We start from the raw sequence: 15,639 nt of genomic DNA, 5'->3' as shown, positions 1-15,639 counted from the left end.
GCATCATTCAGCGCGATAGACGGTCCCGCCCTTCATCACGAAGCGCATCTTCTCTAGCGCTCTCACGTCAGTCAGCGGATCGCCGGAGACGGCGACGATGTCGGCAGGCATGCCGACGGTGATCTTCCCCGCCTGATCGCCGATCCGCAGATGTTCAGCCGCAGCGACCGTCGCCGCCTGAATGGCCTCCAGCGGGCTAAGTCCCGCTTTCACCAGCAGTGCGAACTCCTGTGCATTATCGCCATGCGCCGACACGCCGGTATCGGTTCCGAAGGCGATGCGGACACCGCCATCATGCGCCCGCCGCGCCATGTCGAGCATCTTGGGTCCGATTTCCAACGCCTTGGCAGTTTGCGCGGGGGTGAAGAAATTGCCGGGGCTGGCCGCGATCCGCGCAACGAAATCGCCCGCGAGCAAGGTTGGGACCAGATAGGTGCCCGGACGCTTGAACAGGCGAATGGATTCTGCGTCCAGATAGGTGCCATGTTCGACGGAGTCGCCGCCCGCTTTGAGGAAAGCGTTGATGCCATCCACCCCATGCGCATGCGCCGTCACCTGCCGCCCCATGCGATGCGCCGCGCCGATGATGGCGGCCAATTCGTCATCGCTGAATTGCTGGGCAAGACCCGCCGCCGTGTTCGACAGGACACCGCCGGTCGCCGTGATCTTGATAATGTCCGCGCCGCTGCGCACCTGCAGCCGGACGGCGCGCATGCAATCGTCCGCACCGGAACACACGCTTTCCGGCGAGAGAAGGTGGAGAATATCGGCACGAAAGCCATTGGCATCGCCATGACCGCCGTGCACTGCCACTGCCGATCCCGCTGCAATGATGCGCGGGCCAACAACGTCACCGCGCTTCACCGCTTCGCGCAACGCAAAGATCGCGCTGTTCTCCGCGCCCAGATCGGCAACGGTGGTGAAACCGGCCATCAGCGTCTTGCGCGCAAATCCTGCGCCGACCATTGCCTGATCCGCGGGGGATTGCGTCACTTCCTCCAGCCGAGAGTTAGGGTTTTGCTCGCCCGTCAGGTGGACATGGCTGTCGATCAGCCCCGGCAAGACGAACGCATTGCGCAGATCGACGACCGCGCCTTCACCTTCGCCAACGAAACCGTCGCGGATTTCGGCGACGCGACCGTCGCGGATCACCAGCGTCTTGTTCTGTTCGACACGTCCGGTAGCGGGATCGGCCAACAAGCGACCGGCCTGAACGAACCGCGCAGCTTCCACGGAGGCAGGTGCAGCAGCAGGCGATTGCGCCACGGCGCCCGATGCCGCGCAAAGGCCCATCAGTCCGGCAATCCAATGCAGTGATTTCACAGCCACGCTCCCCAGGTTTTTCATATGATAAGTCGATGACATAACGGCAGAATTACGGACTGCAAACTGTGACGATGGGTAGCTTGATCAGGTTTCACGCTTTGCGCCATCGACGGCCTGCGTCAGCCGATGGCCGGCATCGTCCGTCGCGCGTTTCTCCGCCTTGGTCCGACCGGAACGTGCGCGGTTTTCGGCTGCGACCTGTTCGGCATCGGCACGCTTTCGCGCTTTGCGGGCAAGCCGGAGATTGACGATCTCAGCCATGTTCCGGATCTTCCATTGCAGCGGCAGCGATATCCATGAAGTTACGCGCCGCCTCCCGGTCCGCCGGATCGGCAAACGCCACGTCCAGACCGGGCGCGACACCCAGCATGTGCATCAACGTCCACAGCGCGAATCGGCGGCTGCGGTCCGTCTCCATCCCGAAATCCACACGCAACCGCTCCGCGCCGTCCGTCAATGCGGCGGGATTGACGGCTTCCAGATCGGGTGTCCCGAAATAGCGCATCATGAGCATCGGAAAGTCCATGCTACCGCCCTTGTCTTACGCGCAAATGCGCGCCCGCGCCGCCCGATATTCGGCGGCCAGCCGATCGATGAGGGTCGCCGCCGGCACGACATCATGCACCGCGCCGATCCCCTGCCCGCAACCCCATATGTCGCGCCACGCCTTCGTGCCTTCCATCGCTGCGCCGAAATCCATCTTCGATGGATCGGACACAGGCAAATTATCGGGGTCCAGCCCCGCCCGCACGATGCTGGGCCGCAGATAGTTGCCATGCACGCCCGTAAACAGGTTGGTATAGAGGATGTCGCTGCCCGAGGAATCCACGATCATCTGTTTGTAATCGGCGGCGGCATTGGCTTCCTGCGTCGCGATGAACGCCGATCCGATATATCCGAAATCCGCCCCCATCGCCCGCGCCGCCAATATCGCGTCCCCCGTTGCGATTGACCCGGACAGCGCCAGCGGCCCATCGAACCACGTCCGTATTTCCTGCACAAGTGCGAAGGGCGACAGCGTCCCCGCATGGCCGCCTGCTCCGGCAGCTACCGCGATCAATCCGTCGGCACCCTTCTCGACGGCCTTACGCGCGAAACGGTCGTCGATGACATCATGGAAGACCAGCCCGCCATAGCTGTGGATCGCGTCGTTCACATCCTGCCGCGCGCCCAGCGACGTAATGATCAACGGCACCTGATATTTGACGCACAGCGCCAAATCTTCCTCCAGCCGGGGATTGGAACGATGGACGATCAGGTTGACGGCGAACGGCGCATCCTGATCAGTCAGTTCGGAGCGAAGGCGCTGCAACCACTCCTCGAACACGCCCGATGGTCGTGCATTGAGCGAAGGGAACGACCCGACCACCCCTGCACGGCACTGCGCAATGACCAGTTCGGGCTGCGAGATGATGAACATCGGCGATGCGATTGCAGGAATCTTCAACCGGTTTTCGAACAGGGCGGGCATCGCCATACGCAGGTCATTCCTCTTGTCGGCCACATCGATGTGCGGTGGTTTGGAATGCGTTATGTCCTGTTCGGACCCAGAGGAAAACGCAAAAGTGCTTTAACCAGCGTGCCGTAGCGGCAGAGGCTATCCGCGTCTGCACAATGCGGATCGGAGAGCCCCCAGCGGGACGAATCCCAGATAACGGTGAATGGCCATCATCGCCCCGATCCCAATGGCCGCCGCCGTGCTCACAGTCGCCAACGCCGCGCCATTTGCGCCCAGCCACGGGGTCAGCGCCGCCAGCGACAGCCCCAGACACAACGCCGCCGCAAGATTTATCCGCCGCAAAACGCTGCCATGCCCGGTCATCCCCAATAGTTCAGGCGCTCCGGTCGACAGCATCGCAATGCATTGCCCCAGCAGCAATATGCGCAGCGTCGTCGCGCCATCGCCATAGCCACTGCCAAACAGTTCCAGTATCGGTCGCGCACCAAATGTGAGGATCAGCAGCGGCACAATCCCCAGCGCGAACACGATGCCGAGTGCCTGAACCGATATGGCCTGCAACTCCTCATGATTGCCCTGCGCATGCGCGCGCGCGAACCGAGGCGACACCATAGAGGCGACCGCGCTGCTCACGAGGTTGAGGATGAGCGCGACCCGCCACGCCAGCGCGAAATAGCCGACTTCGCGCGCGCTGGTGACGATACCCAGCGCCAATGCCGGGGCGGACGACAACAGCAACTGCACGATCTCGCTGGTAAACAACGACCAGCCGAGACCGAACAACGGCACCTTTTGCCCCACCGGGGCTGCGGCGTCCCGCTTGGGCAATATCCAGAACAGCAGCAATAAGCCGATGAGCGCATTAATGCTCGTCGCTGCAAGCAACAACCACAGGGCGCTGGTTACAGTCAGCGGGACAACCAAGGCACATAGGCAATAGATTGCGGGCCAGAGCCAGGAATAGATCGCCTGACTATATCCCACCCGCATAAGCCCCAGAAGCGCACCCCCGGCCACAACGCTGATGCACAAGGGCGGGATCGACAGTGCGCCGATCATCAAGGGGCGCGCCAGCGCAGGATTGCCGATCAGATGGTGGGCCACCGGGTCGGCAATCATTAGCATCAGGATCGTCGCGCCGATGCACAGCAGCAACACGGTCCTGACGCCATCGGCGATGATCGCGCGCGCGTCGTTGGGCGCATCCTGCGCCATGGCGCGCGCAACTTCCCGCGTCAGTGCGCGGTCGATGCCCAATCGACCTCCGCCCGCGGCCAACGTCAACACGCTGAAGACGATGTAGAACAGCCCGGCGTCCAGCACGCCCAGCCGGAACGCCACGATCAGATGAAAGCCATAGCGGCTCGGCAGATCGAGAAAACGCGATCCCAAAGTCACGAACGCGGCCTTCAGAAAATCCTCCCGCGCGCGCAATGATGCGACGATCCCCATCAGCGCGCATCCTCCAACACCAGCATCGTCACGCTTTGCGGCGGCAATCTGGTGGCGATCCGGCGTCCGGCAAATGCCTGCGCTGGCAAAGCCGCCAGCTTTCGATTGGCCAACCGCATCGTCCGCAGCCGCTTATAAGCTACGGCTCCGGTGAGATCGACCGCCACTTGCGCCGCACGGTCCACTTGCTTGTTCACGATCAGCAGCGTCAGCGCACCGTCGGCGCTGCGCCGCGCGGAATAAGTCGACACGCGATCGCTGTCCGGCACGGTCGTTGGAAGGCTCCGATCGCCGAATGCGCCGCCCTGCCCATCATAGTTGCGGATCATCCGCATCGCGAGATAGGTCGGCGTGTCGGACGCAGGCGCTGGCCAGCGGTTCGCGATGTCCAATCGCTCCCGCCCCAATATGCCCCATATGTCGGCCTGTGCCACTGCACCGCTCATACTGTCTTCGCCGCCCCAATTATATTCGGTAATCGCAATCGGCGTTCCCGCGCGATAAAATCGGTCCACCCATTGCCGCAACAACGGGATGAGCGCCACCGGCTGCGCGATCCAGCTTTCCTCGCGATACGCCCTGTCCCACAACAGGCGCGTAGAGCGGTTGCGCAGACGCTGAATCTCCAGCGCCCCGGCTCCTTGATCCCCGCCATACTCGCCGCCTTGGGGGTAGAAATGAACGCTGACCACATCGACCGGCCAACCAGCCTGCTTCCAGCGTGTCAGCAGCCAGGGCAGATAGTCCATGCCCCCCGTCTGCATTCGCCGGTCAGATTGTGTCATCGCACCGCCTGCTGCCTTTAGCTGCTGATCGAAGCCGCTGTCATGATAGCCGCCCCAACCCCATTCTTCCGGCGCAACGATCCGCGCAGTGGGATCGACAGCCTTCACCATGGCGGAGGCAGCAATAACGCTGTCGGCGATTTCGCGGGCATGTGCGCCGACCGGGCGAACCGCACGATGCGTCAGATGCCAAAGACTTGGCTCATTATCCAACAGATAATACGCCACGCCACCTTGCGCGGCGGTGCCCCATTCGTCCACCAGCGCGCGGACCCATGCCTGTTGCTCGGCTATAGTCGTTGGTGTGGCGGCATCGCGCGGATCGTTTTCGCGTATCGACTTATTTTCTTTGTTGATGCCATCGCCCGCGTCCGGCATCCAGCGGTCGGTTGCCCTCTGCGGACCATATTTGGCGACAGAAAAGCCAGCCAGCGGCGTCCGCCCCGGCCCGAGTTTTGCCGTCCAGCCGATAAGCGGCACCGTCAGCATCGCCTGCGCCCCGCCCGCCCGGCTCAGTGCCACGAAGCCTCGCCCGAACTGATCGCGCACCGGATCGCGGACAGGCAGGCTTTCGAAGAAATAGTCCGCGCCTGCATTCCGCGCATCGATCCGCCAGTTATAGAGGGACGCGCTGTTCCCGCCCGCCCGGTTCAGCGGGACATTCAAATCGCGCAGCACCTGCGCCGATCCGAAACTGACGCCGTAGATCAGCGGGCTGATGGGGTAGCCCGGCGCGCTTGCATCCACATGGATATGGACGACCGATTCGGGCGAACGAGCCGCGGCCACAAGCATCCCCGCCAACAGGATAGCAGCGACGGGAGTAAGCCGCCTCATGCGAACCGTCTACGCTGCGCGGCAAAATCCTTCGCGGCAAAACGGCAATAGACGGCAACGGAAAGCAGAATAGCCACTTCACCGGGTTGCAGGGTCAAAGTGGGGTACAGTCCGGAGATCAGAATGACGTATATCAGATAATCCTGCATGGCCGCCAACAGCGGATGATCGATCCTTCTGCGCAACTTCTTGAAATACCAGATACCCTGCACCGGCAACGCAAGCAGAAGCGCGGCACCAAAAAGCCCGAATTCAAAGACGATACCCAGCCAGGTAATGTCCGCCAGAAAGAAATAATGGCTGAAGAAATCGGCCATGCCCTTAGGGTTGATCGAACTGATCGATCCTACGCCAAACAGCCAGTTGATCCACTCATTACCCAGGAAATATGTCGCCTTTTGCGCGGTGATGACCCTTACCTGCAGGCCTGAGTTCTGATCCGTATCGAATACACTGGCTACATAGGGAATCTGGAACATCGCAATGAGCAGGACGGGCACCAGAAGCATCACGATCAGCCTGCGTCGCGGCGTGGTCGCCACGAGCATGGCCAATGCCAATGTTGCCGCGCCACCCAGCACCATCGCGCGCGTCCGCACGAGCCCCATCATGCAACTCAACACGATGGCTACCGGGACAAACCAGCGCCACTTCTGGGTCTGGTTCGCCAGACGATACCAATAGAACATCCCCAGCATCGCGAAGAACATGGGCATGCGAATGCGATTGCCCCGCGCATCGGCGGACAACAACGGTGCGTCGCCCACGTCGATCGTGCCGACATACCAGCTTTGCGGCGCGATAAGCCAAAGCGTTAACAAAACCAGCAATGTGGCCACAGCGCAAATGACGAAGGCTGCGGTCAGCTCTCGCAGCGTCGGCTTCTGCCAGTATAGAAAACCCAGGAACGAGAAAAAGGAAAGCAGCGGCAAGAGCTTGATCTGACCGGTCAACCCGATCAGGAAACTTTGGCCAAATGCCGGGATAGCCGCGACACTGGATATGCCCACAAGCCATAAGAACGTGAAAATCATCTGGCGCGAAAAAGCAGAATAAGGGCGATACAGCAGCACCGGCGCAAAGGGCAGAGCGATCAGGGGCCATATTTTGGACAAGGCCCAGAGTGGCGGCACGTCCTTGATATAGTGAAAGCTCTGTCCGAACAGGGGCAGCAGCAAGACCAGCAGAACGACCTTGCTCCAGAGTAGCCTTGATTTAGCAGGTGCGGGGGGCTTCATCCAAGCGAAACGCGCAGGGTCGAACGCCATCGTTTCTTCGGTACGTGCCCGTGCTCCAACGGTGATATTAGCGGCCTGTATCGGAGCAGCATCTTCGCCTCGCAATCGTACCGCCGCTCTCGATGGCGCAGGTGCGGCTCCTGCTTGCCCCTTCGTGCGCCTGGGACGGGCCCGATCGAAGCCAGTGGGTGGATATGACGATCCTGATATCATTCCGCTGCGACGCTGGATCGCCTCATATCCATACTTTGGTCGATGAACGCTCTTACGCGGGCGTCGAAAACCTTGGTATCGAAACGGGTCGAACGCGCCCAGATATGCTGTCGATCGAACCTGTGTTCGAATGCTTCAAATTCATGGATTGCCTGAACAACGGCGCTATAATCCTGCCTCGGAAATAATACGCCCGTCGGTTGCAGGCTTTTTGGCGCGGTATCCACGATTTCCAAGGTTCCGCCACTGCCTAACGCAATTACCGGCAAGCCATAGGATTGTGCTTCCACAGTAGCGATGCCGAAATCCTCATCTCCTGCGAATAGAAACGCGCGGGCGCTGCGAAAATGTTGCTCCAGCGTAGCATCGTCGACCCGGCCGGCAAATCGGATGGACGGCCCTGCCAGCGCCTTCAACTTTGCTTCTTCGGGGCCTGAACCCACAATGAGAAGCGGGCGCTGAAGACGGTTGCAGGCTTCGATGATCAGATCGACGCGCTTGTGCGCCACCAGTCGGCCGACCGATAGATAATAGTTTCCGACTGGCGCAGGAACATAGTTTTGCTGGGTGTCTACCGGTGGATAGATCGTCGTACTGTCGCGTGCGTAAAAACACCGAATACGTTCACCCACATAATTGGAATTGGCGATGAAAGCGTCCACCCGCTGGGCCGCTTCATAATCCCATTTGCGAAGATAGGCACAGCTCGCGCGATAGAACGGTCGCGCAATGAACGGCAGACGCGCCTCCCACGTGGTGAACTGATCCCACAGAAACCGCACCGGCGAGTGACAATAGTGCACATGCACGGCGTGAGGGGCGATCTTGACGTTTTTCGCGGCCGGTCCGCCTGAACTGATGATCAGATCATAACCCGTGACATCCAGCCTCTGTGCCGCTGCCGGATAGAGGGGCGAGAGATGTTTGTAATATTCATGGGACCGCGGCACATAATCCAGAAATGTCGAATGGATCGTGCGTCCCTGCAAAGCGGGCGGTATTTGTGCTGGAGCCACCATCAGGCCGAAGAAATCTGCTTGCGGGTAAAGGCGCGCAAAAGCCTCTATGACCTTTTCCCCGCCGCCATTGGTAATGAACCATGGATGGACGATTGCGACCTTCATCCGATGGGGGAACCCGGACGAACAAAATCGCGCCGCGATGCACCAATATTGAGATATTCCAATAGCATGATTGCACCACCGTCCAAGCTTCGGTGCCGCAATCTTTAGCGTTGGAGGGTTAATTTTCGATGCACCGTTTCGGATGCATTAGCAGCCAAAATGGAGGTGCCGGATAGGATGGTTTCGACATTGTTACGTCGAAAAGCAAATGGCTTAGCCTACATTGCGCCATTCGGCAGTGTCAGGGGAGATTTCGAAACTGCCATCGGCCATTTGCGGGATGGTTTCCCACCAGGCCCCACGTTCCGGTAACGCCAGTGCACGAACTTTGCTGTTACGCCGCATCGCCACCCAGCGACCCGCGCGCCAAAGATATTTCCATTGCGGATTGCAGTTGATCGGGCACTGCACGAACCGTTGCCCATCGCGCTTCAACATGCCCATGACATTCCGGATCGTCCCATCGGGAAATACCACTGCTACCGTCATGCCGTCTCTCCTGCGCATCTCGTCGGATGCCGGAAATCACAACGCAGCAGCAGCACTCCGGTTCAATGTCGCAGCGCGTTCAGGACGAAAAATTGTAATATCCCCAAAAGCTTAACCTGCATCATGCAAACGGGGCCGTTCCGAAGAACGGTCCCGTCTGTAGTCTTTCGTTATCAGGCTGCGAACTGGTTCATCGTGTTGTGCGCGCCGCCTGCTTTGAGGGCCGCTTCACCGGCGAAATATTCCTTGTGATCGTCCCCAATGTCGCTGCCCGACATGTTCTGATGCTTCACACAGGCGATGCCCTGGCGGATTTCCTGCCGCTGCACGCCCAGAACATAGCCAAGCATACCTGCGTCGCCGAAATATTCCCTCGCCAGATTGTCGGTGGACAAAGCGGCCGTGTGATAGGTCGGCAAGGTGATCAGGTGATGGAATATGCCCGCCCGCGCTGCGGCATCCCGCTGGAACGTGCGGATACGCTCATCGGCTTCTGCGGCCAGCGCCGTCATGTCATAGTCGACACTCATCAGGCGCGCACGGTCGTAAGTCGACACGTCCTTACCCTGTGCAGCCCACGCATCGTATACCTGCTGGCGGAAATTCAGCGTCCAGTTGAACGACGGCGAGTTGTTGTAAACGAGCTTTGCGTTCGGGATCACTTCGCGGATGCGGTCGACCATGCCGGCAATCTGTTCGATGTGCGGCTTTTCCGTTTCGATCCACAGCAAGTCGGCGCCGTGCTGAAGCGACGTGATGCAATCCAGCACGCAGCGATCTTCGCCGGTTCCGGGGCGGAACTGGTAAAGGTTGCTCGGCAGGCGCTTGGGCTTCATCAGCTTGCCGTCCCGGTTGATTATGACGTCGCCATTGGCTTGCGCAATATCGTCGATCTCTTCGCAATCGAGGAAAGCATTATACTGGTCGCCCAGATCGCCGGGCTCCTTGCTGAATGCGATCTGCTTGGTGAGGCCTGCGCCAAGCGAGTCGGTGCGCGTGACAATGATGCCTTCTTCGACGCCAAGTTCCAGAAAAGCATAGCGGCAGGCACGGACTTTCGCGAGGAAGTCTTCATGCGGCACGGTAACCTTGCCGTCCTGATGGCCGCATTGCTTTTCGTCCGACACCTGATTTTCGATCTGAAGTGCACAGGCACCGGCTTCGATCATCTTCTTGGCGAGCAGATAGGTGGCTTCGGCGTTACCGAACCCGGCGTCGATGTCCGCAATGATCGGAACGACATGGGTCTCGTAGTTGTCGATGGCCTTTTGAAGCTGCTTTTCCTTTGCGATGTCCCCGGCGTCGCGGGCGGCATCAAGATCGCGGAACATCATGCCCAGTTCGCGCGCATCGGCCTGGCGCAGGAAGGTATAGAGTTCCTCGATCAGTTTCGGCACGCTGGTCTTCTCGTGCATCGACTGATCTGGCAACGGACCGAACTCGCTGCGCAACGCAGCAATCATCCAGCCCGAAAGATAAAGGTAGCGCCCCTTGGTGGTGCCGAAATGCTTCTTCACTGCGATCATCTTCTGCTGACCGATGAAGCCGTGCCAGCAGCCGAGCGACTGCGTATAGTTGCTCGGGTCCGCGTCATAGGCAGCCATGTCGGCGCGCATGATCTTCGCGGTATAACGGGCGATGTCGAGGCCAGTCTGGAACCGGTTTTGCGTGCGCATGCGCGCCACGGATTCAGCGTCAATGCCGTCCCAGGTGCCTTTGTAACTGCCAATCAACTGGCGTGTCTTTTGGATGTTGTCCTGATAGGTCATGCGGCACTCCTCGCTCAAATCATGAAAGATCAGTAGAAGGATTTACTGATTCGCATGGCGAGAATCCGTCAAAATTCGTGAAACTCTGTGCGTATGGCGCACTGCAGCACTGTAACGTTGTAAATATTATTACAAGCCCTCCCTATTCTTTGCATTGCTCTGGCGCCGACCCAGTGCGGTCGTGGCTGCCACATCCATCGTCACATTGCCCACCGTTCGGACCAGATCGGGAATCATTTCCACCGCCACCAGCAAGCCGAGCGGCGCCAGTGGCACACCCATTGCCAATGCTATGGGTGTAACCGACGTGAGAAAACTGACTTGGCCCGGCAGACTGATCGACCCCAGCGTGGTGATGGCGGCAACAACGGCACCGGCGGCAATCGCACTGGCCGACAAGTCCATTCCCATCCAGTGCGCAACATACAGCGCAACGGCCAGATTCATGGCGGGGCTTGTCACCCGGAAGATCGCAACGGCAATCGGCAAAGGCACGCCCGCCACCTCCACTGGCACGCCCAGTTGCTGACATCCACGCAGCATTGCGGGCAGCGACGCGAGCGAGCTTTGGGTGCTGAGCGCCACAGCTTGCGCCGGGGCAACAGCCCGCAGGAAATCGCGCAGCCGCACCCCGCCACCTAATACCGCCAAGGGATAGGCCAGCGCCCACGCGACAAACCCCGCAGAAGAAACGATGATGATGTAATGCGCCAAAGCGCCGATGGCCGCCGTCCCCGCCTTCATCCCCACGACGAACGCCAGGGCGAAGACGCCCAGCGGCGCGATCCACAACACCCAGTTGACGATTTCCAACATCGCGCGTTCGATGGCGCTGAACAGGCCGGTGATCCTGTCGCGCGCATCGGAATCCAGCCGGGTGGTGGCAATGGCGAACAAGGTCGCAAACAGGATCAGGGGCAACATCGCATCGTTGGCCGCTGCCGCAATCGGGTTGGTCGGCACCACCGATTTCAGAAAATCGGCAAGGCCCGGTGCCGCGCCCACCTCTGGTCGGGATTGGCCCAATGCGGCGTTAAGTGCCGCTGCGGCTTGCTGCGGCATCGGCCAGAGCTTGAGCAAAGCTGGCACTAGAAATGCCGCAATCGCCGTGACCAGCCACAATAAACCGACGAACAGAAGCACCGAATGCAACGCGAGCTTGCCGCCACGGGCGCTGTCGGCGGTGCGCGCGATCCCGGTAATAAGCAGCGACACGACCAGCGGCACCACGGTCATCCGCAAGGCATCAAGCCACAGATTGCCGATCGGCTCGGCGATGGTCGCCGCCGTAGTCCAACCCAAATTTGCGCCCAATATACCGATTGCGATACCCGCGAGCAGGGCGAAGAGGATACGGGTGGTTTGCGACATCGACCAGCAACGTATCAGGATGCGAAAAGGTACGGAAGATTTCTATGCCATTATTTCGGGCATGGGCCTGACTGCGGGTTACGATTGACCCATAGCCGCGGTCATGCGTTATCGTGACGGTTCGCTCTGGAGTACTGCATGTCCGCACCTGACTTGTCGCTTTTAACCAAACGGCGCTTTGCCCCGCTTTTCGTCGTTCAGTTCCTGGGTGCCTTCAACGACAATCTGCTGAAGTTCGCGCTACTCTTCCTCGCCAATTTCGGCCTGTATCGGGCTGAACCAGACAAGGCCGAGGTGCTTGCGACCATCGCGACGGGCCTCTTCATCCTCCCCTATTTCCTGTTTTCCGCATTGGCCGGACAATTGGCCGATGCGCTGGACAAGGCGAAATTGGTGCGGATCGTCAAAGGTGCCGAAGTCGGCATCATGAGCCTGGCACTGACCGGATTCTGGTTTCAGTCGATCCCGATGCTGCTGGCGTCGCTGTTCATGATGGGCCTACATTCCACGATCTTCGGGCCGGTGAAGTTCTCGATCCTGCCGCAGCATCTTCATAAGAACGAGATCATGGGCGGCACCGGCCTGATCGAAGCGGGGACGTTTCTGGCCATATTGGGCGGGCAATTGCTCGCTGGGGTAATCCCGACGATGACCGCAGGCTTCGTTGCCATCGGCATTGCGGCCATCGGCTTTTCCGCAAGCCTGTTCGTGCCGTCGGCACCCCCAGTCGTGCCCGGCCTTAAAATTCAGCGCAATATATTCAAATCGACCTGGGCCATCCTGCGTTCAGCACAAAAAGGCCGCGGCGTGTGGCTGTCGATCTTGGGCATAAGCTGGTTCTTCGCGGTCGGCGCGATCCTGCTGTCGGAATTTGCGCCTCTGGTCAGCGGCGTGCTGGGCGCGAAACAATCCGTAGCGACACTGTTCCTGCTTATATTCTCGCTCAGCGTGGCGTTCGGTTCCCTGCTAGTCAACAGACTGCTGCGTGGACAGGTGTCGGCGAAATATGTCCCCATCGCCGCACTTGGGCTGGCGGGCGGCATGATCGACCTGTGGCTGTCCACCAGTGTGTACCAAATTCAGACTCCCGAGGCTGGTATCGCCGCGTTCGTCGCCACGCAGGGAAGCTGGCGGATCATGGCGGATCTGTTCGTCATCGCATTCTCCGGCGGAATGTTCATCGTGCCGCTCTACGCCATTCTACAGACGTTCAGCCCCCCTGCCGAACGGTCGCGGACCATCGCCGCCAATAACATCGTCAATTCGCTCATCACCGTCACCGTCGTCGCTGTGGTCACATTCATGCTGGCGCGCGGCGAAAGTGTGCCGGGCGTGATCGGGGCAATGGGATTTGCCACGCTGGCGGTGGCGCTGATTTCCTGCTGGCTGCTGCCTGAAACACTCATCAAGGCGATGGTACGGGGGCTGTTGCGCTTGTGCTATCGCGTCGAGGTCAATGGCGCTGAGAACATACCCGCCGAAGGCTCTCCCGCTGTCGTGGTCGTCAATCATGTGTCCTTCCTTGACGGCCTGCTGCTTGCAGCGTTCCTGCCAGGCAAGCCGACCTTCGCCGTCCACACGCACATTGCCAATGCCTGGTGGATCAAGCCGTTCCTCGGCCTGTTCGATGCTTTCCCGGTCGATCCCACTAACCCGATGGCTGCCAAGGCGATGGTGAAGGCCGTGCGCGAAGGCCGCACATTGGTGATCTTCCCCGAAGGCCGCATCACCGTAACCGGCGCGCTGATGAAAATCTTCGACGGTCCCGGCATGGTGGCAGACAAGTCCAACGCGCCGATCATCGCCGTCCGCATCGATGGCGCGCAATATACGCCCTTCTCCCGCCTGCGCGGCAAATTACGGCTGCGGATGTTCCCGAAAATCCGGCTGACGGTCTTGCCCCCGCGCAGCTTCAGGATCGAAGGTGAAATGAGTGGTCGTGCGCGCCGCGCTATCGCCGGACGCCAGCTCTACGACCAGATGAGCGACATGATTTTCGCAACGTCGCATATCGACGAGACGTTGTTCGAGGCGCTGCTGGAGGCGAAACACATCCACGGCGGCAAAACCCCGGTAGTCGAAGATGTGAAGCGTCAGCCGATGACCTACGGCAAGCTGATCGTCGGCAGCATCGCTCTTGGCCGTGCGCTGACGCCCGGTACGAAGCAAGGCGAAGCCGTGGGCATCATGCTCCCCAATGTGTCCGCCGTGGTCGCGACCTTCTTCGCTTTGCAGGCGAAGGGCCGGATTACTGCGATGCTGAATTACACGGCCGGTCTCACTAATTTGAAAGCCGCCTGCACTGCCGCCGAAATACGCACGGTCGTTACTGCACGCGCTTTCGTGGAGCAGGCCAAGCTAAGTGAGGTCGTTGCGGGACTTGAAGCAGAAGGCGTTCGCATCCTTTGGCTGGAGGATATTGGCGCAGGCATTGGCGCATCCGCAAAACTGCGCGCGGTGCTAGCTTCGGCTTTCCTCGCGCGCAGCCACAAACGCTTACGCATCACGCCTGACACCGCAGCCGTTATCCTCTTTACCAGCGGATCGGAAGGGCTGCCAAAGGGTGTGGTGCTGACCCATCGCAACCTATTGGCAAACTGTCGCCAGTTGGCCGCGCGGATCGACTTCAATTCGTCGGACATCGTGCTGAACGCGCTGCCCGTGTTCCACAGCTTCGGTCTGACCGGCGGTACGCTGCTGCCCATTCTGCATGGGGTGAAGACGGTGCTGTATCCTAGCCCGCTGCATTATCGGCTGGTCCCGGCACTGGCTTATGACGCCAATGCGACGATCCTGTTCGGCACCGACACCTTCCTATCAGGCTATGCCCGTATGGCGCATAACTATGACTTCTATTCGCTGCGCTACATCTTCGCTGGAGCCGAGCGGGTGCGCGATGAGACGCGCAAAGCCTATTCGGACAAATTCGGCCTGCGCATTTTGGAAGGCTATGGCGCGACCGAAGCCGGACCCGTCATCGCGGTCAACACGCCAATGCACTTCCGCGCAGGGTCGGTTGGGCGCCTGCTGCCAGGGATAGAGGCGAAGCTGGACCCGGTGCCGGGGATCGAGGAAGGCGGACGACTGTCCATCCGTGGCCCCAATATCATGGCGGGGTATCTGAAAGCCGACGCACCCGGCGTCCTCCAACCGCCGGAAAACGGCTGGCATGACAGCGGCGACATCGTCACCATCGACGAGGAAGGCTTCGTCGTTATCCGGGGTCGCGCCAAACGCTTTGCCAAGATCGGCGGAGAGATGATCTCGCTGCCCGCCGTCGAAGGCTATGCCGCCGCCGCCTGGCCGGATGCTGAACATGCCGTGGTCACGCGACCGGACGCGCGCAAGGGTGAACAGATGGTGCTGTTCACCACGCGACAAGGCACGAAATCCGCAGAACTGCAGGCATGGGGCAAAGCCAATGGCATTTCCGAACTGGCCATCCCGCGCGATATTCGTGTCGTCGAAAAGCTGCCGGCGCTGGGTACGGGCAAGATCGACTATGTAACGATGGGGGACATGGCGAAGGCAACACCGTAAGTCGTTGTTAACCATGTCCCGCTAGGTCGGAGCCTT

12 protein-coding genes are annotated in these 15,639 nt (G+C 60.1%); 1 reads left to right on the top strand and 11 read right to left on the bottom strand.

The window, feature by feature from the left end; translation table 11 throughout:
- Positions 1–3: 3 nt before the first annotated feature.
- From LQ220_RS00850 to LQ220_RS00800, 11 genes are all read right to left on the bottom strand, one after another.
- Positions 4–1,323 carry an amidohydrolase family protein gene (locus tag LQ220_RS00850; RefSeq protein ID WP_230186396.1) on the bottom strand — a complete coding sequence of 440 codons (1,320 nt, stop codon included), beginning with the start codon at positions 1,321–1,323 and terminating at the stop codon, positions 4–6.
- 87 nt (positions 1,324–1,410) lie between these two features.
- A complete protein-coding gene (locus tag LQ220_RS00845; protein WP_230186395.1) occupies positions 1,411–1,587 on the bottom strand; it encodes a DUF4169 family protein in 177 nt (58 codons plus the stop codon).
- Positions 1,580–1,852 carry a hypothetical protein gene (locus LQ220_RS00840; protein ID WP_230186394.1) on the bottom strand — a complete coding sequence of 91 codons (273 nt, stop codon included), beginning with the start codon at positions 1,850–1,852 and terminating at the stop codon, positions 1,580–1,582. The genes LQ220_RS00845 and LQ220_RS00840 overlap by 8 nt, the downstream gene beginning before the upstream one ends.
- Before the next feature lie 15 nt (positions 1,853–1,867).
- Positions 1,868–2,803: a nitronate monooxygenase family protein gene (locus LQ220_RS00835; protein WP_230186393.1), complete on the bottom strand. Its 936-nt coding sequence runs from the start codon at positions 2,801–2,803 to the stop codon at positions 1,868–1,870.
- Between the two features lie 120 nt (positions 2,804–2,923).
- Positions 2,924–4,237 (bottom strand): oligosaccharide flippase family protein, encoded by a 1,314-nt coding sequence (locus LQ220_RS00830; RefSeq protein WP_230186392.1) that lies wholly within the window; start codon positions 4,235–4,237, stop codon positions 2,924–2,926.
- Positions 4,237–5,859: a glycoside hydrolase family 44 protein gene (locus tag LQ220_RS00825; RefSeq protein WP_230186391.1), complete on the bottom strand. Its 1,623-nt coding sequence runs from the start codon at positions 5,857–5,859 to the stop codon at positions 4,237–4,239. Before LQ220_RS00825 ends, LQ220_RS00830 begins: the two co-directional genes overlap by 1 nt.
- A complete protein-coding gene (locus LQ220_RS00820; RefSeq protein ID WP_230186390.1) occupies positions 5,856–7,127 on the bottom strand; it encodes a hypothetical protein in 1,272 nt (423 codons plus the stop codon). The genes LQ220_RS00825 and LQ220_RS00820 overlap by 4 nt, the downstream gene beginning before the upstream one ends.
- Positions 7,128–7,306: 179 nt before the next feature.
- Entirely contained in the window at positions 7,307–8,434 is a 1,128-nt protein-coding gene (locus LQ220_RS00815) for a glycosyltransferase (RefSeq protein ID WP_230186389.1), read from the bottom strand.
- Positions 8,435–8,647: 213 nt separating this feature from the next.
- A complete protein-coding gene (locus LQ220_RS00810; RefSeq protein WP_230186388.1) occupies positions 8,648–8,923 on the bottom strand; it encodes a hypothetical protein in 276 nt (91 codons plus the stop codon).
- 173 nt (positions 8,924–9,096) lie between these two features.
- Positions 9,097–10,692 (bottom strand): isocitrate lyase, encoded by a 1,596-nt coding sequence (locus LQ220_RS00805; protein ID WP_230186387.1) that lies wholly within the window; start codon positions 10,690–10,692, stop codon positions 9,097–9,099.
- A gap of 129 nt (positions 10,693–10,821) precedes the next feature.
- Entirely contained in the window at positions 10,822–12,063 is a 1,242-nt protein-coding gene (locus LQ220_RS00800) for a dicarboxylate/amino acid:cation symporter (protein ID WP_230186386.1), read from the bottom strand.
- A 138-nt stretch (positions 12,064–12,201) separates the two neighbouring features.
- Between LQ220_RS00800 and LQ220_RS00795 the strand changes: the two genes are divergently transcribed.
- Positions 12,202–15,603: an acyl-[ACP]--phospholipid O-acyltransferase gene (locus LQ220_RS00795; RefSeq protein WP_230186385.1), complete on the top strand. Its 3,402-nt coding sequence runs from the start codon at positions 12,202–12,204 to the stop codon at positions 15,601–15,603.
- Positions 15,604–15,639 lie beyond the last annotated feature (36 nt).

Origin of the sequence: Sphingobium sp. CECT 9361 (assembly GCF_918741285.1) — a bacterium.
In the GTDB taxonomy this organism is placed as follows: Bacteria; Pseudomonadota; Alphaproteobacteria; order Sphingomonadales; family Sphingomonadaceae; genus Sphingobium.
This window is presented reverse-complemented; position numbering and strand designations above follow the sequence as displayed.

Coding starts and splice junctions, on each gene's coding strand:
- LQ220_RS00845 (WP_230186395.1), bottom strand. CDS start 1,587: ATGGCTGAGATCGTCAATCTCCGGCTTGCCCGCAAAGCGCGAAAGCGT.
- LQ220_RS00840 (WP_230186394.1), bottom strand. CDS start 1,852: ATGGACTTTCCGATGCTCATGATGCGCTATTTCGGGACACCCGATCTG.
- LQ220_RS00835 (WP_230186393.1), bottom strand. CDS start 2,803: ATGGCGATGCCCGCCCTGTTCGAAAACCGGTTGAAGATTCCTGCAATC.
- LQ220_RS00830 (WP_230186392.1), bottom strand. CDS start 4,237: ATGGGGATCGTCGCATCATTGCGCGCGCGGGAGGATTTTCTGAAGGCC.
- LQ220_RS00825 (WP_230186391.1), bottom strand. CDS start 5,859: ATGAGGCGGCTTACTCCCGTCGCTGCTATCCTGTTGGCGGGGATGCTT.
- LQ220_RS00820 (WP_230186390.1), bottom strand. CDS start 7,127: ATGGCGTTCGACCCTGCGCGTTTCGCTTGGATGAAGCCCCCCGCACCT.
- LQ220_RS00815 (WP_230186389.1), bottom strand. CDS start 8,434: ATGAAGGTCGCAATCGTCCATCCATGGTTCATTACCAATGGCGGCGGG.
- LQ220_RS00810 (WP_230186388.1), bottom strand. CDS start 8,923: ATGACGGTAGCAGTGGTATTTCCCGATGGGACGATCCGGAATGTCATG.
- LQ220_RS00805 (WP_230186387.1), bottom strand. CDS start 10,692: ATGACCTATCAGGACAACATCCAAAAGACACGCCAGTTGATTGGCAGT.
- LQ220_RS00800 (WP_230186386.1), bottom strand. CDS start 12,063: ATGTCGCAAACCACCCGTATCCTCTTCGCCCTGCTCGCGGGTATCGCA.
- LQ220_RS00795 (WP_230186385.1), top strand. CDS start 12,202: ATGTCCGCACCTGACTTGTCGCTTTTAACCAAACGGCGCTTTGCCCCG.